Raw genomic sequence first — 21,440 nt, forward strand, 5'->3', positions numbered from 1 at the left:
CTCGCCTTAAGGACAGCCAGGCTAACGATAGCGCATGTCGATCGAACGCGACATTGGTGACGGCGTGGAAAGCGCCAGTCCGCTGCTCGCGCGCGCGACGGCCGCGGCGACGCATGGCGCGCACCGGCTGGCCGGATCGATCGACGATTTCTTCACCCCCGATGATGCGCGGCTCGACGAGCGGACGCGGACCTTGGCGGCGAGGTCGCTGGCAGCGATGGTCGGGTTGGTCGAGCGCGACGTGCGGCGGCAGGCGGCACGGGCGTTCGGCGATGGCGGCCCAGGTACGCGCGTTGCGGAGGGGGCGCCTGTCCTTGACCGCCTGATCGCGGCGGGCGTTGTGCGGGACCCGGCACTGATGCACGAGTTGCTCACGCGCGTGCGGCTCGACCTGCTCGGCGACGGACTGACCGATGCCGCCACCGATGAGCGTGGCGCGGCGAGCCTGCTGACGCGATTGGCCGCGAGCGGCGATGCCGCGGTTGCGCAGGCGGCGATGGCGGTGATGGCGAGCGCCGCCCGTCGGCGGGGATTCCTCGACGGCAACCGGCTAGATACGACCGAGCTGCCGGCCGAATTGCACCATCGCCTGGTCTGGTGGATCGCAGCGGCGATCCGCGAGCAACTCGGCGACAGCGGCGCCGACCGGGCGCTGACCGACGCGGCGCTCCGTCACCTCGCGCAGTATGACGAGAGCGACCGGCTCGAAGCGGCGGCGGAGCGGCTGGTCGTGGCGATCGATGCGAAGCCCGCCGAGCTTCCGGTGCTGCTGGTCCACGCGATCGGCGGGCGGCACGTCGTCCTGTTCGCAGCGTTGCTTGGCGCGGCACTTCGGATCGACCTGTCAACGATGCGCGAGATCGTGAGCGAGCGCGACGCCGCCCTGTGGCTGGCCTTGCGTGCGGCGGAGCTCGACCGCACCACCGTTGCGCGGATCGGGCTGGCGCTGGCACCCGACGCCGAGACGTTCGCCGATCAGCTCGACGAGATCATGGCGGTCGATCCGGCGGCCGCGCGGCAGGCGCTGGCCCGCTACGCGCTGCACCCGGATCTGCGCGCGGCGCTGACCGCGATCGAAGCGGCGCGATGAGCGACACCGTTCGCGGCATGGTCGATCCCGCCGGCCGCCTGGTCGGCGCCGAGCCGGCGCTCGAAGCCCTGAACGCGCGTGCGGGCGGTACGCTCGGCGAGGCATTCGCGATCCCGCAGGTCGCGGTGCTCGCGCGATTGGCGCACCGGCTTGGCATCACCGTATCGCGCCACGTCACCGCGGCCGACGGGCCCGACGAGATCGAACTGTGGGTACGCGCGCTGCCCAAAGCGGACGGCGTCGCGCTGGAGATCGCCGGCTGGCGCCTGCGCCCGGCCTGGGTGCCTGCCGAATCGGCGCGGCGCGAGCGCGACCTGTTGCTCGGCGATGCCGACTGGTCGTGGGAGACCGACGCCTCGTTGTCGATCACCGCGATTACGCCGAACGCGGCGCAGCACGGCATCGTCGTCGCCAGCCTGCTCGGCCAGCCGATCGACGCGCTGATGACGCCTGAGGTGGACGAGCATGGCGGCATGCCGCTTTATGCGTTGCTGCTCGGGCATGGGCCGTTCGACGACGAGCCGGCGACGATCCGCATGACCGGCGCTCGCGTGCTGCTGTCGGCGCGGCCACGGCTCGACGCCGGCGGTACCTTTGCCGGCTACATCGGCGCGGCGCGGCATGCCGAAGTCGCGCCGGCAACGCCCGAGCCGGCGGTCCATCGCGGCACCGTCCATCCCGACGCGCTGACCGCGGCGTTCAGCGCACAGCTCGACCGCGCGCTTCGCGGGCCGCTCGATCGCATCATCGCCAATGCCGACAGCATCAACGCGCAGACCGACGGCCCGATTCGCCAGGACTATGCGGACTATGCCGCCGATATCGCGAGCGCCGGGCGGCATCTGCTCGGGCTGGTCGACGACCTCGTCGATCTTCAGGCGATCGAGCGGCTCGACTTTGCGCCGGCGGCGGAGCCGATCGACCTTGTCGATCTCGGCCGCCGCGCCGCCGGATTGCTCGCGGTGCGCGCGGCCGAGCGTGGCGTGCGGATCGACGTACCACAGGATATCGACCGAGCGCCGGCGACGGGCGAGTTCCGCCGCGTGCTTCAGATCCTGCTCAACCTGATCGGCAATGCGGTCCGCTATTCGCCGGAAGGCGGGATGGTCTGGGTCCGCACGCATCGCGATCGCGACAGCGCGGTGGTGATCGTCGCCGACCAGGGTAAGGGCATCGCCGTCGGGGACCAGGCGCGCATCTTCGATAAGTTCGAACGCGTCGATCCGAGCGAGCCGGGCGGTAGCGGGCTAGGCCTGTACATCGCCCGCCGGCTGGCGCGCGCGATGGGCGGCGACCTCACCGTCGATTCGGCGCCGGGGCAGGGCGCGCGGTTCGTCTTGCGATTACCGGCGCAGGCCGGCTGATCCTAACGCCGCCGGCTCCATAGCATCAGCATCGCGCCGAACAGCGCGATCACCGCGCCCCACACCATCCAGATACGCTGGTCGAGCATGAAGCTCGACGCCGGCCAGTGCACCACTCCCGCGCCTTGCAGGAAGAACAGCATACCGAACGCAACGCACAGAATGCCGACGAAGCGAAACGCCCGGCGCATCAGCGCTGGTCGACGGGAACGTAATCGCGCTGGGTCGGGCCGGTGTAGAGCTGGCGCGGGCGACCGATCTTCTGCGCCGGATCGGAGATCATCTCGTTCCACTGCGCGACCCAGCCGACCGTGCGGGCCAGCGCGAACAAAGCGGTGAACATCGTCGTCGGGAAACCGATCGCCGACAGGATCACGCCCGAATAGAAATCGACGTTGGGGAACAGCTTCTTCTCGACGAAATACGGATCGTTGATCGCCATTTCTTCGAGTTGCAGCGCGACGTCGAACACGGGGTCGCTGACGTTCATCGCCTTGAACACCTCACGCACGGTCTGCTGCATTACCGTCGCGCGTGGGTCGTAATTCTTGTAGACTCGGTGGCCGAAGCCCATCAGGCGGAACGGGTCGTTCTTGTCCTTGGCGCGCGCGATGAACTCGGGGATGCGGTCGGGGGTGCCGATCTCGCGCAGCATGTTGAGCGCGGCTTCATTGGCGCCGCCATGCGCCGGGCCCCACAGACAGGCGATGCCGGCCGCGATGCACGCAAACGGATTGGCGCCCGACGAGCCGGCGAGGCGGACGGTGGAGGTCGACGCGTTCTGCTCATGGTCGGCATGGAGGATGAAGATGCGGTCGAGCGCCTTTTCCACCACCGGGTTCACGACATAGGGCTCGGCCGGCACGCCGAACGTCATGCGCAGGAAATTGCCGGTGTAGGACAGGCTGTTGTCGGGATAGAGGAACGGCTGGCCGACGCTGTACTTGTATGCCATCGCCGCGATCGTCGGCATCTTCGCGATCAGCCGGTGCGAGGCGATCATCCGCTGGTGCGGGTCGTTGATGTCGCTCGAATCGTGATAGAAGGCCGAAAGCGCGCCGACCACGCCGCACATCACCGCCATCGGGTGCGCGTCGCGGCGAAACCCGCGATAGAATGTCGCTAGCTGCTCGTGCAGCATCGTGTGGCGCGTGATCGTGGTCGTGAACGACGCGAGCTCCGCCTTCGACGGCAGTTCGCCGTTCAGCAGCAGGTAGCTGACTTCCATGAAGCTCGACTGCTCGGCCAACTGACCGATCGGATAGCCGCGGTGGAGCAGCACGCCCTCGTCGCCGTCGATATAGGTCAGCGCGCTTTCGCAGCTGGCGGTCGAAGTGAAGCCGGGATCGTAGGTGAACTTGCCGCTGTCGGCATAGAGCTTGCGGATATCGATAACGTCGGGTCCGACGGTGCCGGACATGACGGGATAGTCGTGGTCGCCGAGTTTGATGGTCATGTCGGTCATCATACTTTTCCTTCGAAACTCACGCGGTCGCGTCGGCGATCCGGCCCAGGCTTTCCTCGCGGCCCAGCAAGGCGAGCACGTCGAAGATGCCGGGTGAGGTGCGCTTGCCGGTCAATGCCGCGCGTAGCGGCTGTGCGACCTGCCCCAGCTTGATCCCGGCGTCCTCGGCAACCTGCCGAACCGCATTTTCGAGGACCTCCGTATCCCAGTCTTCGACGGCGTCAAGCGCAGTGTGCACCTGCGAAAGGATGGCGCGTGCATCACCCTGCAACAACAGCGCCGCATCCTGGTCCATCGGCAGCGGTCGCGCATGGAAAAGGAAGGCCGCGCCCGTCGCGAGCTCGTTCAGATTCGCCGCGCGCGGCTTCAACACCGGCATGGTGCGTTGCAGCAGGTCAAGGTCGGGCGGGGTCAGGTCGAGCGGGATACGATCGGCTACCAGCCGAGTCAGCCGCGCATCGTCGGCCTCGCGGATGTAATGGCCGTTGAGGTTCTCGAGCTTCTTGAGGTCGAAGCGGCTGGGCGACTTCCCGACGCCGGCCAGGTCGAACCATTCGATCGCCTGGTCGCGACCGATAATCTCGGCATCGCCGTGGCCCCAGCCGAGCCTAAGCAGGTAATTGTCGACCGCCTCCGGCAACAACCCCATCTCGTCGCGATAGGCATCGACGCCCAGCGCGCCGTGCCGCTTCGACAGCTTGGCGCCATCCGATCCGTGGATCAGCGGGATGTGCGCGTAGCTCGGGTCGGGCCAGCCCCCCTCTATTTCATCTAGCGCGCGATAGATCGGCAATTGCCGGAACGCGTTGTTCAGATGGTCGTCGCCGCGGATGACATGCGTGACGCCCATGTCGTGATCGTCGACCACGACCGCGAGCATATAGGTCGGCGTGCCGTCGGAGCGCAGCAGGACGAGGTCGTCGATCTCGCTGTTCTGGACGGTGACTTCGCCTTGGACGAGGTCGTGGATCGTCGTCGCGCCCTCGGTCGGTGCCTTCAGGCGGATGACGTGCGGGGCTTGTGGGTCGTTCGGCACTTGGTCGCGCCATGGCGAGCGGATGCGCAGCGGCTTCTTCGCCGCTTCCGCCTCGGCACGCATCTGGGCAAGCTCGTCCTGCGTCAGGTAGCAGCGATAGGCGGCGCCTTTCGCGACCATCGCCATCGCGACTTCGGCATGGCGGTCCGCCCGCGCGAACTGATACGTCTCCTCGCCGTCCCAGTGCAGGTCGAGCCAGCGCATGCCGTCAAGGATCGCGTCGATCGCCGGCTGGGTCGATCGTGCGCGGTCGGTATCCTCGATCCGCAGCAGGAACTTGCCGCCATGGTGCCGTGCGAACAGCAGGTTGAACAGCGCGGTCCGCGCGCCGCCAATGTGCAGAAACCCGGTCGGCGAGGGCGCGAATCGAGTGACGACCGCTGCTCCGGCGGACGCCGTGGCCGAAGGAACGGGTGCGCCGGCGGGCGACCCGGGATCAGAACTTGCGCTCAACCGCGCGTGCTCCCAAGCTGAAGAACATATGGCGACGATCGCCGAGGGGGGCTCTAGCACGCGCGGTTCGTGGCTTCAAACGCGAGCCGCGGCGGGTCGGCGTGCGTTCGATGCACTCGAACGCTGGCTGGAGGCGGAGCGCGACCAGTTGCCACTGTGGGTGCCGGTAGCGCTGGGGCTGGGGATCGCGGCGTGGTTTGTCCTGCCGCAGCCGGCAAAATGGATCGCGGTGATATGTGCGGCTGGGGCGGTGTCGCTGGCGGCCGTCGCGATGGGGCGGCACGGGCGAGCCGGGCGCGCGCTGGCGATTGGCGGGGCGTTGGCGGCGCTGGGCGTCGGGTTGGCGTGGTGGCGCGCGACGAGCGTCGCCGCGCCGGTGCTAGGGCGGCCGGCGATCGTGCGGCTGACTGCGCGAGTCGAGAGCGTCGAGGCATTGCCGGCGCGGGACATCGTACGGCTGCGGCTAGCGCCGATCAGGGCTGAGGCGATCGGGTCAAGGGTTCCGGGGGTAGCGTCGGGCTCGGCTGCGTTCGATAGGGGCGCGTCGAACGCGAGTGCTTCTCCCAATTCGGACGTTTCAGGTGCTGTTACCACTCCTTTCACCCAGACATTCAATCCCGTCAGCGCATCGAGCCCAGCGGTCACCCCAACCACCACAATACCCCGGCGAACGCCGGGGCCCAGTCGGGACGGCGGATGTGATAAAACGCTGCCCGAGGTCACTGCCGTCCCCCAACTGGGCACCGGCGTTCGCCGGGGTGGGGCATATGCAAGCGGCATCCCGTGCCAATCGTCGGTCACCCCGTTCCCAACGCAACCTGACCCGCGCTCAACGCAAAACGCCACACGCTCCGCTCCCACTACTCCCCGCTCCCCACCCCCGATGCCTCCGCGCGTCCGGCTCAACCTCGCTACCGCCGATGCGCCCGCTGGACTTGGACCCAACGCCGTCATCACGCTCCAGGCCCGGCTGATGCCGCCCAACGCGGCGACCGTGCCCGGAGCGTACGACTTCCGCCGGGTCGCGTGGTTCGACGGGCTTGGCGCGACCGGCAAGGGGATCGCGCCGGTCACGGTGGTCACGCCGGGCGAAAAGTCGAATGGCCTGCGCGCGGCGCTGGCGGCGCATATCGAGGCGAAGTTGCCGGGCAATGCCGGCGGCATCGCCGCGGCGCTGGCGGCGGGCGACGAGGGCGCGATCGACGAGGGCGCGTCGAACGACATGCGCCGGTCGGGCCTCGCGCACCTGTTGTCGGTCAGCGGGTTGCACATCACCGCGGCGGTCGGGTTCACGATCTGGCTGGTGACGCGGTTGCTGGCGTTGTGGCCGTGGCTGGCGTTGCGCACGCGCATCCCGGTGATCGCGGCCGGCGCGGGCGCGTTGGCGGCGATCGGCTACACGCTGCTGACCGGCAGCCAGGTGCCGACCGCGCGGTCGTGCATCGCCGCGCTGCTGGTGCTGACGGCGATGGCGATGGGGCGCCAGGCGATCACGCTGCGGCTGGTCGCGGCCGGCGCGTTCGTCGTGATGCTGCTGTGGCCGGAGGCGATGATCGGGCCGAGTTTCCAGCTCTCCTTCGCCGCCGTCGCCGCGATCGTCGCGCTGCACGAGCAACCGACCGTGAAAGGCTGGTTCGAGAAGCGCGACGAAAATTGGTGGCGAAAGACGGTGCGCGAACTCGCCTCGCTGCTGTTGACCGGGCTCGTGGTCGAAGTCGCGCTGGCGCCGATCGCGCTGTATCATTTCCACAAGGACGGATTGTACGGCGCGGTCGCCAACATCGTCGCGATCCCGCTGACCACCTTCGTCATCATGCCGGCCGAGGCGCTGGCTTTGGTGTTCGACGCGGTCGGGCTGGGGGCGCCGTTCTGGTGGGTGACGGGCAAGGCGCTCGCGCTGTTGCTGTGGATCGCGCATCGAGCGGCGACGGCGCCAGGGTCGCTGGCGATGCTGCCGGCGATGCCGAGCGGGGCCTATGCGCTGATCGTGATCGGCGGAATCTGGGTCGCCTTGTGGCAGACGCGGGTGCGGCTGGCCGGGATCGCGCTCTATTTAGTGGGCGCGGTTTGGGCATTGACCACGCCGCCGCCCGACCTGCTGGTGTCGGGCGACGGCCAGCATCTCGCGGTGCGCACGCCCCAGGATCGCGTCGCGATGCTGCGCGACCGCGCGGGCGATTATGCCAAGCAGGTCATGAGCGACAATGTCGGGATCGACGGCGACGCATTGCCGCTGTCGGAGCAGCCCTTCGCCAGTTGCAGCCGCGACGCATGCCTCGCAACTCTGACCGCCGGCGACCACTCGTTCCGTCTCCTCGCGACTCGCAGCCTCTATCAGCTACCGATCGACCAGCTCGCCACCGCCTGCGCGGCGTCGGACATCGTCGTCAGCGACCGCCGCCTCCCGCGCACTTGCACCCCGCGCTGGCTCAAGCTCGATGCCCCGGTCCTGCGCCGCACCGGTGGCGTCGCGATTAGCCTGGTGAGCGGTCGCATCGTCACCGTTCGCGACCTCGACGACGAGCATCCTTGGATGACCGCCTCAATCGATGCGACGCGGCAAGCCTTTGGTCGGGACGACTCGCGCCGAGGCGGTCGCCGTCGCGACGATCCGACCGTCGCCGTCCCGTAGTTCGCCTTCCAGAAACGCGATCGTCTTGCCGAGTTGCACCAACCGACCGTCGCCAATCAACCGCCCCGGCCGTGCCGGTGCCAGGAACCGCACCGACAGGTCGATCGTCGCGCAATAGGTGGCACCGTCGGTCTTCACCAATACGGTCGGGCCGAGCGTATCGTCGAGCATCGCCGCCACGAACCCACCCTGGACGTTGCCGCCCGGATTGCAGAAAGCGGGCTTGGCATCGAACGCGATCCGAACCGTTCCGTTCGCTCCGTCCGTCGCGATCAGTTCCCAGCCCAGCGTTTCCGCGCATGGTGGCTTGGGAAACCGATCGAAGACGCTCGATCCGTCAATCATACCGCCGCAACAGCCCCGCGAGCCGGCCCTGCACGCGCACCTGTTGCGGGGCGTAGCGTTGGGGGTCGTAGGCGCGGTTGGCGGGGTCGAGGCGGACCATCGCACCTTCGCGGCGGAAATATTTGAGCGTCGCCTCGCTGTCCTCGATCAACGCCACGACGATCTCGCCGTCGCGGGCGGTCTCGGTCCGGCGGATCAGCGCGTAGTCGCCGTCGAGGATACCGGCCTCGACCATCGAATCGCCCGCGACTTCCAGCGCATAATGCTCGCCGCTACCGAGCAGCGCCGCCGGCACCGCCAGCATCGACGACCCCTCGAACGCCTCGATCGGGACGCCCGCCGCGATCCGGCCGTGCAGCGGAATCTCGATCACGTCGTTGGCGGGTTCGGGCAGGGGGCGGAAAATGTCGGGCTTCGGGTTCGGCGGAGCGGCGCGCTTCTCGGCACGCTCCGGCATCTTGAGCACTTCGAGCGCGCGCGCGCGATTGGGCAGGCGGCGCAGGAACTGGCGCTCCTCCAGCGCCGAGATCAGGCGATGCACCCCCGACTTCGACTTGAGGTCGAGCGCCTCCTTCATCTCCTCGAACGATGGCGACACACCGGTTTCGGCGAGGCGATCGTTGATGAAGCAGATCAGCTCGTGCTGCTTCCTGGTAAGCATGCGGTCCTCCCGTCAAGAACAGACGTGGAACCAATATGGAACACGTGTGGATAAGTCAAGCGAGGGGGATGACGGGTACGGTGTCGCCCACGGTGGCGGCCGGGGCGTGCGACGGGCGGACCACCAGGCAGTCGGCGCGGGCCAGCGTCGCGAGCATCGAACTGTCCTGGATGGTGGCGAAAGTTACGCGGCCGTCGGTCATCCGGGCGCGAAGGTAGTCCTCGCGGTGATCGTTGGCGGCGAGCGGCTCGGCGAGGGTCGCCGGAAGTTGGCGGGGTAGGGGATTTTCAGCCCCCGCCATCGCCGAAATCAGCGGAAGTAGGAATAAAATCGCTGTGACATATGCCGAAACGGGGTTGCCGGGCAGGCCGAGCACGACCGCCTCACCGAGCCGTCCGGCGAGCATCGGCTTGCCCGGCCGCAGCGCGATCCGCCAGAAGTCGATGCTGCCCCCGGCGGCCTCCAGGGCCGGGCGGACGAGATCGTGGTCGCCGACCGACGCGCCGCCGGTGGTGACGATGATGTCGGCGCGCGCACTTGCGAACGCGGCGGTCATTGCGTCGAGGCGATCAGGGACGATGCCGAGCTGGACGATATCGACCGGCAGGTCGGCGAGCAAAGCGGCGATCATCGCGCTGTTGCCCTCGGGCAGCGCGAGCGGGTCGGACAGAGGGGCGCCGGCCGCGACGAGCTCGTCCCCGGTCGCGGCGATCGCGACGGTCAGCCGGCGGTTGACGGTCAGCGCGCCGTGTCCGCCGGTCGCCGCCAGCGCGATCCGCGCCGGAGTCAGCCGCTCGCCCGCCGCGATCAGCGTGTCGCCGGCCGAAAAATCGAGCCCCAACCGCCGCACGTTGCGCCCGCGTTGCGCGGGCCTGTCGCCGGCGAGCATCAGGCGCTCTCCGTCGCGCGCCGCTTCTTCCTGCACCAGCACGGTGTCCGCGCCCGCCGGCATGCCCGCGCCGGTGAAGATTCGCGCCGCCTCGCTTGGCCCGATCGGCCCGGCGAAACTGCGCCCAGCCGCGCTTTCGCCGACGACGCGCCACGGCCCGGGCAGGTCCGCGAAGCGGATCGCATAGCCGTCCATCGCCGACACGTCCGCCCCCGGCTGCGACCGCCGCGCGACCACCGCCTCCGCCGCCCAGCGTCCCGCCGCGGCGGCGAGTGGCACGCTTTCGCTCGCCACACGCGGCGCCATCGCGAACAGCCGTGTGCGCGCCTCGGCGACGGAGATCAGGGCGCCAACCATTCGCCCGACTTCCCCCCGCTCTTCGACAGCAGGCGCACGCCGTCGATCGTCATGGCTTTGTCGATCGCCTTGGCCATGTCGTAGATCGTCAGCAACGCGACCGAGACGGCGGTCATCGCTTCCATCTCGACCCCGGTCTTGCCGGTCGTGGTGACGGTCGCGGTCGCGGTCACGCCGGTGTCGTCGGCGGCGAAGTCGAGGCTCGCGCTGGTGATCGGCAAGGGGTGGCAGAGCGGGATCAGGTCGCCGGTGCGCTTGGCCGCCAGGATGCCGGCGATGCGCGCGGCGGCGATCACGTCGCCCTTCACTACCGTGCCGTCGCGGATTGCGGCGGCGGCGTCGCGTGACATGGCGATGCGGCCGGTTGCGACGGCGCGGCGTTGCGTGTCGGGCTTGGCCGAGACGTCGACCATCCGCGCGGCGCCGGTTTCGTCGAGATGGGTGAGGGGCATGGCGACGGCCTTATATACTTCGTGAACTACGCTTCGCCCAACAGCGCCCGCGTCGCCGCCGCGATATCGTCGGCGCGCATCAGTGTTTCGCCGACCAGGAAGCAGTTCACGCCGTGCTGGCGCATCGCGGCGATGTCGGCCGGATCGCTCAGCCCGCTTTCCGCGACCACCGTCGTCCCTAGCGGCATCCGCCCGACCAGCTCGTATGTCCGCTCGAAGCTGACGGTGAAGTCACGCAGATTACGGTTGTTGACCCCGATCAACCGCGATTGCAGCACGCGCAGCGCCCGGTCGAGCTCGTGCGCGTCGTGCACCTCGACCAGCACGTCGAGCGAACAGTCGGTCGCCGCCGCCTCGATCTCCGCCATCCGCGCATCGTCGAGCGCGGCGACGATGATGAGGATCGCATCCGCCCCCAGCGCGCGGCTTTCGTGCGCCTGCCACGGATCGATCATGAAGTCCTTGCGGAGGAGCGGCAGCGGGACGGTGTGATTGACGAGCGTCAGATACTCGTCGTCGCCCTGGAAATATTGCTCGTCGGTCAGCACGGAGAGGCAGGTCGCGCCACCCGCCAGATAGGCGAGGGCGTGCGCGGCGGGGTCGAAATCGGCGCGGATGACGCCCTTGGAGGGACTCGCCTTCTTGATCTCGGCGATCAGCGCGGGGGCGGTTTTCGCCTTCGCGTCGAGCGCCGCCTTGAACCCGCGCGGTGCGTCACGATCGTGAATCGCCGCTTCCAGGCGGGCGAGCGAGGTCGTCGCCTTCTTTGCGGCCACCTCGGCGCGCTTGGTTTCGAGGATACGGGCGAGAATGTCGGTCATCGGTAGGCGATCCAGGCGTCGAGGAGTTGAGCGGCGCGACCGGCATCGATCGTTTCGGCGGCGAGGCTGGCGCCGTCGGTCAGGTCGTCGACCGTGCCGGCGACGACCAGCGCGGCGGCGGCGTTGAGCAGCACCGCGTCGCGATAGGCGCCGGCCTCGCCGTCGAGCAGGCGGCGCAGCGCGGCGGCGTTGTAGGTAGGGTCGCCGCCATGGATCGCGGCGATCGGGTGGCGCGGCACGCCGGCATCCTCCGGCGCGATGCGATCCGGAAAGTCGAGCTGGCCGACCGCGATGGTGATCGTCGCGCCGGCGCCGGACACTTCGTCGAGGCCCTCCTCGCCCGACACGATCAGCCCGGCCTCGGTACCGAGCGCGCCCAGCGCCTCGGCATAGGTCGGGGCGTAATCCGGCCGCGCGATGCCGATCAGCTGGCGGCTGACATGCGCGGGGTTGGCGAGCGGACCCATCAGGTTGAAGATCGTGCGTTTGCCGATGCGGCGGCGGATCGGAGTGATCCGCTTCATCGCCGGGTGATGGTTGGCGGCGAACAGGAAGCAGATGCCGAGATCGTCGAGCGTCGCCTGCGCCAGCGCTCCGGCGCGTTCCATGTCGAGGCCGAGTGCCTCCAGCGTGTCGGCGGCACCGGCCTTGCTGGAGGCGGCGCGGTTGCCGTGCTTGGCGACCGGCACGCCGGCGGCGGCGACCACCAGGCTGACCGCGGTCGAGACGTTGAGCGTGTGGTGCCCGTCGCCGCCGGTCCCGCACACGTCGATCGCATCGGCCGGCGCGTCGATCGGGATCAGGCGTTCGCGCAAGGCGCGCGCGGCTTCGGCGATCTCGATGCTGGTCTCGCCGCGGTCGCTGAGCGCGATCAGAAAATCGGCGATCGCCTCCGCGCTGGTCTTCGCGTCGAGGATGTCGGCGAACGCCTGGCGCGCCGATTCGTGGCTCAGCGGGGTCGACGGATCGGGGAGGAGGGCTATGCTGGTCACGCGACTGCCTTCGCTTCCAGTCCCGCCACCCTCAGGAAATTCGCCAGCATCGCATGGCCATGCTCGGTCGCAATGCTCTCCGGGTGGAACTGCACGCCGTGGATCGGTAGGTTCGCGTGGCGGAAGCCCATGGTGAAGCCGTCGTCCGACCGCGCGTTGACGATCAACTCGGGCGCGGCATCCTCGACCACCAGCGAGTGATAGCGGGTCGCGGCGAAGGGCGAGGGCAGGCCGGCGAACACGCCGCTGCCGTCATGGCTGATCGGCGAGGTCTTGCCGTGCATCAGCCCGCCGCGCACCACACGTCCTCCGAAATGCTGGCCGATCGCCTGATGCCCCAGGCACACGCCGAGCAGCGGCCTGGCGGCATCGGCGCACGCGGCGACCAGGTCGAGGCTGATCCCGGCCTCGCTCGGCGTACAGGGGCCGGGCGAGATCAGCAGTGCGTCGGCACCGCTCGCCAGCGCCTCGCTTGCAGACAGCGCATCGTTGCGCTCGACGCGGACTTGCTGGCCCAGCTCCATCAGGTAATGGACGAGGTTCCAGGTGAAGCTGTCGTAATTGTCGATGACCAGGATCATGGCTCGCGGGCGCTAGCGGTTCCGGCGGGCGACGACAATCGCATTGCGCGCCACGATTTCGCCGGATTGTTGCAGGATCGTTCCTTTCAGAGGGGCGTTGAAGACACGAATCGAAAGGCTCCTTCCGTCATGATACGCACCGCCATTGCCCTCGCGCTGATCGCCCTGCCGGTCGGCGCCATCGCGCAGAGCCAGTCCACGGCCGCGAGCGGTACGTCGGCGCAGAGCCAGACGATGGGCCAGACGGGCCAGCCCAAGCGCATCCGCTCGGTCACGCTGACCTCGCCCGACCAGAAATGCCCGGCGTCGAGCGGTGACGAGGTGGTCGTGTGCACGACGCTCGACAATCCCTATCGCATCCCAAAGGAACTGCGCGATCGCGGGCCGATCCCGAGCAATCGCCAGGCCTGGACCAACCGCGTCGCCGCCGACGAACAGAGCGGGCGCGAGGCGGCCGGGTTGCCTGACACCTGCTCGCCGGTCGGCAGCGGCGGCCAGACCGGCTGCGCGCGTGCGGCGGCGCGGGCGTTCAAGGCAGAAAAGCGCGTGAAAGGGACCGACCAGGATCCCAACGCGCCGGATGGTCAGTGATTTTTATCCTTCCCCACCAGGAGGTGGCGGCAGGCGTAGCCTGACGGGAGGGGGGGATAGCGACCGCTATTGTCGCGTATCCGCCACCTTCGGTCATTTTCAGCGATACCTCACGCCCTGTCGGGGAAGATGTTACTGCCCGTAATGTACTTCGCCCGCGCGCGCGACGGCTTCGCGAGCGGCGGCAAGGAGCGCGCCGGCTTTCGCCTCGCACTCGCGCTGTTCGTAGTCGGGGGTCGAGTCGGCGACGATGCCGGCGCCGGCCTGGACGTGCATCACGCCGTCCTTCACCACTGCGGTCCTGAGCACGATGCAGCTGTCCATGTTGCCGTCGGGCGAGAAATAGCCGACGCCGCCGGCGTACGCGCCGCGCGCTTCCGGTTCCAGTTGCGCGATGATCTCGCACGCGCGGACCTTGGGTGCGCCGGAGACGGTGCCCGCCGGAAACCCCGCGAACAGCGCGTCGAGCGCGTCCTTGCCCGCGTCCAGCCGCGCCGTCACGTTGGAGACGATGTGCATGACGTGGCTGTAGAGCTCGACCATGTAGCTGTCGGTCACTGTCACGCTGCCCGGCGCGGCCACCCGGCCGGCATCGTTGCGGCCGAGGTCGAGCAGCATGAGATGCTCGGCGCGTTCCTTCGGGTCGGCGAGCAGGGCGGTGCGGTTCGACTCGTCCTCGGCCGGGGTCGCGCCACGCGGACGCGTGCCGGCGATGGGACGGATCGTGACCTCGCCGTCGCGCAGGCGAACGAGGATCTCGGGGCTCGAGCCCGCAAGCGCGAAGCCGGGCAGGTCGAGGAAATAGAGGAACGGCGAGGGGTTCACGCGGCGCAGCGCGCGGTACAGCTCGACCGGCGGCAGCGCGAACGGCGCGGTGAAACGCTGCGCCAACACGACCTGAAAGATGTCGCCCGCCGCGATATACTCCTTCGCGCGCAACACCATGTCGCGATAGGCGCCCGCGGGCAGAACGGGGGTGAAGGCGGGCTCGGCGACGTCACTGGCGCGCGGGCCGGGGGGTGCCACCGGTTGCGCCAGCCGCGCGGCGGTCGCGTCGATCCGCTCTTCCGCCAGCGCCAGCGCGCGGTCGGGGTCGAGCCCGCTGTCCGGCCAGAGCGGTGCGACAAGGTAAAGCTGGTCCGTCAACCGGTCGAAGATCACGACGACGGTCGGCCGCACGAACACCATGTCTGGCAGGCCGATGCCGGGCCCGGCGGCGCGCGGCAGGCGCTCGACCAGCCCGATCGTCTCATACCCGAAATAGCCGACCAGGCACGCCAGCGCGCGGGGCAGTTCGGCGGGCACCTCAGGCATTCGGCAGGAAGCGACCAGATCGCGGAACGCCGGCAGCGTCGCCTGCTCGCACGGCACGAACGCGGCTCGATCGGTCAGCCAGTGACGGTTGACCTCGGCGCGCTCCCCCTCGGCACGGAACACCAGGTCGGGGGCCAGCCCGATCAGGCTGTGCCGCCCGCGCACCGCGCCACCCTCGACCGACTCGAGCAGGAAATCGCCGCGTTCGGGCTCGATCAGCTTGAGCGCGGCGCCGACCGGCGTCTCGGTGTCGGCGACCTGCCGCCGCCACACCAGCGCCGGACGCCCGGCGGCGAGCGCGGCGCGGGCCGACGCCGTGCCCTCGGTCATCGCGCCTATTGTCCCGACGCGTCGCCGTTCGCGCCGACCAGCGACGCGCGCACCTTGGCGATCGCGGCGTCGTTGCGCTTGACGCCAACCTGGTCGCGGACAGCGCGGACGAACTGCTGCGAATATTCGTCGCCCAGCGCGCGGGCGAGGTCGCCGCGCATCTTCTCGATCACCGCCGGCTGGCTGCGCGCGTCGCCGCGCGTGAACGAGTCGGCGACGACGACGAACCAGCCGCCCTTGTACGGCGCCTGCAGCATCTTGGCGGTGTGGACCGGCATCGAGAACAGCAGGATCAACGGCTGCGGTGCGCGCTGCGCGGTCAGCAGTTGCGCGCGATTGCCCGTCAGCGGCTTGGTCCCGTCGAGGCTGAGCTTGGTCTCGGCCAGCGCCTGGGCGAGCGGCATGCCCTTGTTGACCTTGTCGGTCACGTCCTGCGCGACGATGCGGCCGTCGCGGACCTGGCGGTCGATGATGAAGTCCTTCTTCACCTGTTCCGCCACCTCGGCGAGCGGCTTGGGCGTCGCCGGGATCACCTTGTCGAGCTTGGCGAGGATGAAACTGCCGTCCTGCGCGGAGGGCACCATCTGCGGGTCGGCGTCGGGCTGGCTCGCAAAGCCTAATGCGGCGAGGCCGGCGAGCTTCTGGTCGGGCTTGGCCGGCGGCGTCGCGGCGGTCGGATCGTTACCCTGCGGGTCGACCGCCGGCGTGGTCGCGAGCGACAGGCCGAGCTGGCGCGCGATATCCTCGATCGGCGTGTTCTTCGCGATCAGGTCGGAAATCTTTTCGTGCAGGTCGTTGATCGCGACGACGGCCTTCTGCGCCGACAGCGTCTTGACCAGTTCCGGCTTGGCCTGGTCGAGCGACTTGCCCGGCACGTGCGTGATCTTGTCGACCCGGACGACCGCCCAGCCGAGCGGAGTCTGGATCGGCCCCAGGATCGCGCCGTCGGCGGCGGCGAAGACCTGGTCGGCGACGGCGGACGACGTCTGCGTCGCGTAGGCCGTCTTGGTCTGCGCGGTCAGCGTCGCGGCATCGAGCCCGATCGCCTTGGCCGCGGCGTCGATCGCGGTGCCCGCCTTGACCTTGGCGGCGAGCGCGTCGGCCCCGGCCTTGTCGGCGACCACCACCTGGCGGATGTCGCGCGTCTCGCTGGGGGCGAACTTGTCCTTCTGCGCGGTATAGGCCTGCGCGACCTCGGCATCGCTCGGCGCGGATTTCGCCTGCGTGCCTGCGAATGTGACCTCGGCATATTTCACCACGCGCCGCTCCGGCACCGTGTAGCGCGCGATGTTGCGGGCGTAATAGTCCTTCGCCTCGGCATCGGTCACCGGCGCGCCCTGCGGGATCGCACGAGTCGAGATGAAGGCGATCGTCCCGGTCCGCTTCTCCAGCAGCATCGAGGCGTAGGGCGTCGCGAAATTGGCCGCGACCGGCGTCGTGCCGAGCGATTGCGGCACCAGTGGGCCGATCACCAGCCGCGCGGTCAGGTCGCGGCCGAGCTGGTCGTGGACGTCGCGGTCGGTTAGCCGCTGTTGCTGGAGCACCTGGAGGTAGGCGTTCTTGTCGAACTTGCCGTCGAGCCCGCGGAACGCCGGGATCTGCGTGATCTCGCTGTCGATCAGGCTCTTGCCGACGCGAATCCCCAGGCTGTCGGCGAACGACACGAGCGCGAGCGCGTTGATCTTCTGCGCCAGCGGCTGGTCGAACCCGCCCTTGGCGATGAACTCCGCCATCTGGAGTTGCGGATATTGCTGGCGATTCTGGTCGTACAGCCGCTGCGTGTCGGTCTTGGCATCGTCGGCGGTGATCGTCTGCTTGCCGACCGTCACCAGCGTGTCGCCGCCGCTGCTGCTGCTCAGCGCGCCGCGGCTGCCGTTGATGTCCGACAGGCCGAACGCCAGCGCGATCACGCCCAACGCGACGAAAGTGATAATCACGCCGACGCGCGATTTGAGGAAGCCGCGAAAGATGCCGAGCATTGAAGGCCGATCGATTGCAAACGGGAACAGGAAGCGCTCGCTTTAGGGGCCGGTTCGCGCGGCATCAAGCGGCAGCGCTTGGCGGGCGGGGGTGGCGCGGCTATCGCGGCCGCAAATCATAAGCGGACGGAGGACGATGTGGCACGGCGCAAGCTGATCGCGGGCAACTGGAAGATGAACGGCACGCTGGCGAGCCTGGCCGAACTGGACGGTATCGCGGCGGCGGCGGTCGCGAATCCCGGCGTCGACGTGTCGGTCGCGGTGCCGGCGACGTTGATCGCGCCGGCGCATGCACGCGTGCCGAACCTCGCGGTCGGCGCGGAGGACGTGCACGAAGCGGACAGCGGCGCGCACACCGGCTGTATCTCCGCGCCGATGGTGCTGGAGGCCGGCGCGAGCTTCACGATCGTCGGCCATAGCGAACGGCGCGGCGACCAGCACGAAACCAGTCACGATGCCTTCATGAAGGCGGCCGCCGCGCACCGCCACGGTCTCGGCGTGATCCTGTGCGTCGGCGAGCTGGAGGCCGAACGCGCCGCCGGCCGCGCCGAACGCGTGGTGCAGGCGCAGATCGAGAAATCGCTGCCCGACGACGCGCATGCTGACTGGTTGACGCTCGCCTACGAACCGCGCTGGGCGATCGGGACGGGGCGGACGCCGACAATGGACGACATCGCCGCGATGCATGCGATCGCGCGCGCCAAGCTGCGCCAGATGATCGGCGACACCGCGCTCGACATGCGGATCCTGTACGGCGGCTCGGTGACGGGCGACAACGCCGCCGAGATTCTCAGCCTCGACAATGTCGACGGCGCCCTGGTCGGCGGTGCGAGCCTGACCGCCGCGAAGTTCGTGCCGATCATTGAGGCGGCGGCGAGGGTGGGCGGCAGGTAGCGACCCAGTTGAAGACGTTGCGGTACTTCGGGCATTACGCGCCCGGAGAGGGTAGCAAAGCGTGACCGACGAGCAGTTGAGCCGAACACTTGCAATGACCATCGCTGAACTTGAGCGCGATGGTGAGTTGGTTGTCACATCCCCGAGCATCGAGCCACTCGCCGACCGTTTAGCAGAGGCAGCGCTTGGGGTTGTCCCTAATACCAGCTTGTCGCTTACCGAAATTTTGGGCGTGCGCAGCTTGATCTTGCATGCCGTGGCCGACAAGTGCTTCTTCGATTGGGAGATGCCCACCTTGACCGGCTTCACGGCGAACGAGTTCGAGCAGATCGCTGCCAAATTGCCGCGCGATTGAGCAAACGTCAGCTTCCCACCCACAAGCAGCCTATCCGAACCGCGCCTTCAGCATCGCCCAGCTTGCTCGCAGGCCGTAGGCTTCGCCGCCCTTCGGTCGGCCGGGCTTGGCGGTGGGGCGCCAGGCGAAGGTGTCGAGGTGGGCCCAAGGGACGCCGGCGGGGGCGAAGCGGCGGAGGAACAGGGCGGCCGTCACCGCGCCGGCGAAGCCGTTGTCGGGCGAATTGACGAGGTCGGCGATGTCGGACTTGAGGTAATCGTCGTACCCGTCCCACAGCGGCAACCGCCACAACGGATCGCGCACCCGCTCGCCCGCCGCGAGCAGGTCCGCCGCCAGCGCTTCGTCGTTGACGAAGGTCGCGGGCAGGTCCGGCCCCAGCGCCACGCGCGCCGCCCCCGTCAGCGTCGCGAAATCGATCACCAGCGCCGGCTTACCCTCTTCCGCTTTGGTCAGCGCATCGCCGAGCACCAACCGCCCTTCGGCATCGGTATTGGTGTTCTCGACCGTCAGGCCCTTGCGCGTCCGCAGCACGTCGCCGGGACGGAAGGCATCGGCCGAGATCGCATTCTCGACCGCGGGAATCAGCAGGTGCAGTCGCACCTTCAATCGCGCGCCCATGACGAGGCTCGCCAGCGCCAGCGCGTGCGCCGCGCCGCCCATGTCCTTCTTCATCAGCCGCATGCCCGATGCCGGTTTGATGTCGAGGCCCCCGCTGTCGAAGCATACGCCCTTGCCGATCACCGCGACGCGCGGATGCTTCGGATCGCCCCATTCGAGCTCGATCAGCCGGGGCGCGCGATGCTTCGCGGCAGCGCGGCCGACCGCGTCGATCATTGGATAGCCCTTGGCGAGCGCATCACCGCGCGTCACGGTCAGCGTGGCATCGTGCGCCTTCGCCAGCTTCTCGGCCTCCACCTCAAGCTCCGCCGGGCCCATGTCGGACGACCCGGTATCGACCAGGTCGCGGACCAACGCGGTCGCCTGCGCCAGCCGCACCGTCTCGTCGATGCTCGCCGGATCGCCGGTCAGCAGGATGCGCGGGGCGGCGTCCTTCGCCTTGGCGTAGCGGTCGAAGCGGTGCTGTGCGAGCAGCCAGCCGAGCCCGGCCGCGCCGACCTCACCCGATTTCAGGCGATAGATGCCTTCGGGCAGTTTCTCCGGCTGCGACGCGATCCGCCACGGCGACGCGATATCCTCGTCGCACACCAGCAACGCCGACCAGTCCTCCGCCGCGTCGCCTGGCACGATCGCCTTGTCGCCCGCCTTGCCGGTCACCTTCTGCGCGGTCAGCAGGCTACGGATGCGCGGCGGCTGCGCCTTCAGCCAGTCGGCGAAAGCGTCGGGATGGACGACCTCGATCGTGCGTGCCGGCTGGCCGCGATCGGGCTGGAGCAGGGCGGCGAAGTCGGTCACTGGCCGCTCGGCGTCACGAGGAACTGCTCGATCTTGCCGGTCGCGGGATCGAAGAAGGTGCTCAGCCGCAGCGTGCGGTCGGGATATTTGATCGCGAATCCGCGAATGACATAGCCGCCGCGCAGGCTGGTCTTGCCCGCCTGAGCGAAGCTCTGCGGCTCGCCGAGCGGGGCCAGGCTGGCTCGGTAGTCGGCGATCGCGGTCGGGGTGAAATAGTAATTGGCGTCGTCGGTCAGCATCGCGCGATCGACCGTGCCGGCGCGGAGTTGGTCGAACACCTGGCGCGCCTTCGCCGCCGCCTGCGCATCGTCGCCCGTCGCCGGCGCGTTGGCCAGCGCGGGCAGGAAGGTGAGCGCCAGCTTGCTCGCGATCTGCGACGCCGCGCCGGCCGACCAGGAATTGGTCAGCACGACGAACGCCGCCTTGTCCTGCGGGAAGACGATGTTCTCCGAGATGAAGCCGACCGCTTCGCCGCTGTGCTCCACATACGGCCGGCCGTTCTGCAGGCCCGAAAACACGCCGAGCCCGTAATGCGTGTCGGTGCCGTCGGTCAGCTTGATCGGGGTTTCCTGGGTCGTCCAGTCGGCGCGCGTCAGCACGGTCCGGTCGATCCTTGCGATATCCCATTTGGCGAGGTCGGCGGCCGACATCGACAGTTCACCGGCGGCATAGAGCCAGCCGGAGGCGGCGGGTTTCTCCGGCCGCACCGGGCCGAGCGCGTAGCGGCCATAGCCTTGCGGGAAGGCCGGGCCGATCGCCTTGTCCTGGTCGATCGCCTTCATGCCCAATGGCTTGAACACCTTGTCCTGAAGGTAGGCGAGCAGCGGCTTGCCCGCAGCCTTCTCCACGATCAGCCCGGCGACGACATAGCCGGTGTTCGAATATTGCCACTGCGTCCCCGGCGCGAAGTCGAGCGGCTTCTTCGCCCAGTGATCGAGGATGCCCTGCGGCGTCACTGGTTTCGCCATCGCGGCGAAGCTGTAATCCTGCGGCCAGTAATCCTGCAGCCCCGACGTGTGGCTGAGCAATTGCCGGATCGTGATCCTGTCGCCGTCGGTGATCCCCGGCACCCATTTGGCGACGTTGTCGTCCAGGCTCAACTTGCCCTCGTCCGCGAGCAGCAGGATGGCGGTGGCGGTGAATTGCTTGGATATGGAGGCGATCTGGTACGGGCGAGCTGCGTCGGGCGTGGCCAGCGTCTCGGACTGCTTGCCGTACGCTTTCGCCAGCACGATCTTGCCGTCGCGCACGATCGCGATCGAGGCGGAGGGGACGCCGGTCTTCGCCAGCACGTCACCGACGATCGCATCGACCCTGGCGGTGTCGGTGGGCGTCAGGTCCTGGGCGAGGGCGGGCGGGGCGACGAACGCGAGCAGCGCGATCAGATGGCGTGGCTTCATGGTGGCGCACCATAGCTGCGCGCGTC

The 21,440-nt window shown here is 68.8% G+C and carries 20 protein-coding genes; 6 read left to right on the plus strand and 14 right to left on the minus strand.

Annotated features, from left to right (window positions below):
- The first annotated feature begins 34 nt into the window (after positions 1–34).
- Together J0I47_RS03110 and J0I47_RS03115 are read left to right on the plus strand one after the other, a co-directional pair.
- Positions 35–1,090, plus strand: coding sequence for a DUF2336 domain-containing protein (locus J0I47_RS03110; RefSeq protein WP_294044974.1), 1,056 nt, complete (start codon positions 35–37; stop codon positions 1,088–1,090).
- Positions 1,087–2,454, plus strand: coding sequence for a HAMP domain-containing sensor histidine kinase (locus tag J0I47_RS03115; RefSeq protein WP_294044975.1), 1,368 nt, complete (start codon positions 1,087–1,089; stop codon positions 2,452–2,454). Before J0I47_RS03110 ends, J0I47_RS03115 begins: the two co-directional genes overlap by 4 nt.
- A gap of 2 nt (positions 2,455–2,456) precedes the next feature.
- Here the strand turns inward: J0I47_RS03115 and J0I47_RS03120 are convergent, their stop codons facing one another.
- Genes J0I47_RS03120 through gltX form a run of 3 tightly spaced genes read right to left on the minus strand, consistent with a single transcriptional unit; the run spans position 2,457 to position 5,408 of the window.
- Positions 2,457–2,645: a hypothetical protein gene (locus tag J0I47_RS03120; RefSeq protein ID WP_294044976.1), complete on the minus strand. Its 189-nt coding sequence runs from the start codon at positions 2,643–2,645 to the stop codon at positions 2,457–2,459.
- Entirely contained in the window at positions 2,645–3,919 is a 1,275-nt protein-coding gene (locus J0I47_RS03125) for a citrate synthase (RefSeq protein WP_294044977.1), read from the minus strand. The genes J0I47_RS03120 and J0I47_RS03125 overlap by 1 nt, the downstream gene beginning before the upstream one ends.
- A 19-nt stretch (positions 3,920–3,938) precedes the next feature.
- Positions 3,939–5,408 (minus strand): glutamate--tRNA ligase, encoded by a 1,470-nt coding sequence (gene gltX, locus J0I47_RS03130; protein ID WP_294044978.1) that lies wholly within the window; start codon positions 5,406–5,408, stop codon positions 3,939–3,941.
- Between the two features lie 883 nt (positions 5,409–6,291).
- On the opposite strand from gltX, the gene J0I47_RS03135 reads away from it, so the two are divergent.
- The gene (locus J0I47_RS03135) at positions 6,292–8,040 is read left to right on the plus strand and encodes a ComEC/Rec2 family competence protein (RefSeq protein ID WP_294044979.1); all 1,749 of its coding nucleotides are present in this window, start codon (positions 6,292–6,294) and stop codon (positions 8,038–8,040) included.
- Here J0I47_RS03135 and J0I47_RS03140 read toward each other — a convergent pair.
- From J0I47_RS03140 to J0I47_RS03170, 7 genes are read right to left on the minus strand one after another with little or no spacing between them, the layout of a single operon-like run.
- Positions 7,951–8,385 (minus strand): PaaI family thioesterase, encoded by a 435-nt coding sequence (locus tag J0I47_RS03140; RefSeq protein ID WP_294044980.1) that lies wholly within the window; start codon positions 8,383–8,385, stop codon positions 7,951–7,953. The two genes, J0I47_RS03135 and J0I47_RS03140, sit on opposite strands and share 90 nt — an antisense overlap.
- Entirely contained in the window at positions 8,378–9,046 is a 669-nt protein-coding gene (gene lexA, locus J0I47_RS03145) for a transcriptional repressor LexA (protein ID WP_294044981.1), read from the minus strand. Before lexA ends, J0I47_RS03140 begins: the two co-directional genes overlap by 8 nt.
- A 55-nt stretch (positions 9,047–9,101) precedes the next feature.
- A complete protein-coding gene (gene glp, locus J0I47_RS03150; RefSeq protein ID WP_294044982.1) occupies positions 9,102–10,292 on the minus strand; it encodes a gephyrin-like molybdotransferase Glp in 1,191 nt (396 codons plus the stop codon).
- Complete coding sequence (gene moaC, locus J0I47_RS03155; protein ID WP_294044983.1) at positions 10,277–10,744, minus strand: cyclic pyranopterin monophosphate synthase MoaC; 468 nt, start codon at positions 10,742–10,744, stop codon at positions 10,277–10,279. Before moaC ends, glp begins: the two co-directional genes overlap by 16 nt.
- Positions 10,745–10,770: 26 nt before the next feature.
- A complete protein-coding gene (gene trpC, locus J0I47_RS03160) occupies positions 10,771–11,565 on the minus strand; it encodes an indole-3-glycerol phosphate synthase TrpC (protein WP_294044984.1) in 795 nt (264 codons plus the stop codon).
- Positions 11,562–12,557 (minus strand): anthranilate phosphoribosyltransferase, encoded by a 996-nt coding sequence (trpD, locus tag J0I47_RS03165; protein WP_294044985.1) that lies wholly within the window; start codon positions 12,555–12,557, stop codon positions 11,562–11,564. Before trpD ends, trpC begins: the two co-directional genes overlap by 4 nt.
- A complete protein-coding gene (locus tag J0I47_RS03170) occupies positions 12,554–13,138 on the minus strand; it encodes an aminodeoxychorismate/anthranilate synthase component II (RefSeq protein WP_294044986.1) in 585 nt (194 codons plus the stop codon). The genes trpD and J0I47_RS03170 overlap by 4 nt, the downstream gene beginning before the upstream one ends.
- A 129-nt stretch (positions 13,139–13,267) precedes the next feature.
- Between J0I47_RS03170 and J0I47_RS03175 the strand changes: the two genes are divergently transcribed.
- Positions 13,268–13,729: a hypothetical protein gene (locus J0I47_RS03175; RefSeq protein ID WP_294044987.1), complete on the plus strand. Its 462-nt coding sequence runs from the start codon at positions 13,268–13,270 to the stop codon at positions 13,727–13,729.
- 132 nt (positions 13,730–13,861) lie between these two features.
- On the opposite strand, the gene J0I47_RS03180 is transcribed toward J0I47_RS03175, so the two are convergent.
- Both J0I47_RS03180 and J0I47_RS03185 read right to left on the minus strand, forming a co-directional pair.
- Positions 13,862–15,373, minus strand: coding sequence for a chorismate-binding protein (locus J0I47_RS03180; RefSeq protein ID WP_294044988.1), 1,512 nt, complete (start codon positions 15,371–15,373; stop codon positions 13,862–13,864).
- Positions 15,374–15,378: 5 nt separating this feature from the next.
- A complete protein-coding gene (locus J0I47_RS03185; RefSeq protein WP_294044989.1) occupies positions 15,379–17,352 on the minus strand; it encodes a peptidylprolyl isomerase in 1,974 nt (657 codons plus the stop codon).
- A 138-nt stretch (positions 17,353–17,490) separates the two neighbouring features.
- Between J0I47_RS03185 and tpiA the strand changes: the two genes are divergently transcribed.
- Both tpiA and J0I47_RS03195 read left to right on the plus strand, forming a co-directional pair.
- The gene (tpiA, locus tag J0I47_RS03190; protein WP_294044990.1) at positions 17,491–18,246 is read left to right on the plus strand and encodes a triose-phosphate isomerase; all 756 of its coding nucleotides are present in this window, start codon (positions 17,491–17,493) and stop codon (positions 18,244–18,246) included.
- Between the two features lie 61 nt (positions 18,247–18,307).
- On the plus strand, positions 18,308–18,601 hold the full coding sequence (locus tag J0I47_RS03195; protein WP_294044991.1) for a hypothetical protein: 294 nt from the start codon (positions 18,308–18,310) through the stop codon (positions 18,599–18,601).
- 30 nt (positions 18,602–18,631) lie between these two features.
- Here J0I47_RS03195 and J0I47_RS03200 read toward each other — a convergent pair whose 3' ends face one another.
- Together J0I47_RS03200 and J0I47_RS03205 are read right to left on the minus strand one after the other, a co-directional pair.
- Positions 18,632–20,014: a M17 family metallopeptidase gene (locus J0I47_RS03200; protein WP_294044992.1), complete on the minus strand. Its 1,383-nt coding sequence runs from the start codon at positions 20,012–20,014 to the stop codon at positions 18,632–18,634.
- Entirely contained in the window at positions 20,011–21,414 is a 1,404-nt protein-coding gene (locus J0I47_RS03205; RefSeq protein WP_294044993.1) for a serine hydrolase domain-containing protein, read from the minus strand. The genes J0I47_RS03200 and J0I47_RS03205 overlap by 4 nt, the downstream gene beginning before the upstream one ends.
- Positions 21,415–21,440 lie beyond the last annotated feature (26 nt).

The sequence above is a fragment of the Sphingomonas sp. genome (assembly GCF_017304635.1).
In the GTDB taxonomy this organism is placed as follows: Bacteria; Pseudomonadota; Alphaproteobacteria; order Sphingomonadales; family Sphingomonadaceae; genus Sphingomonas.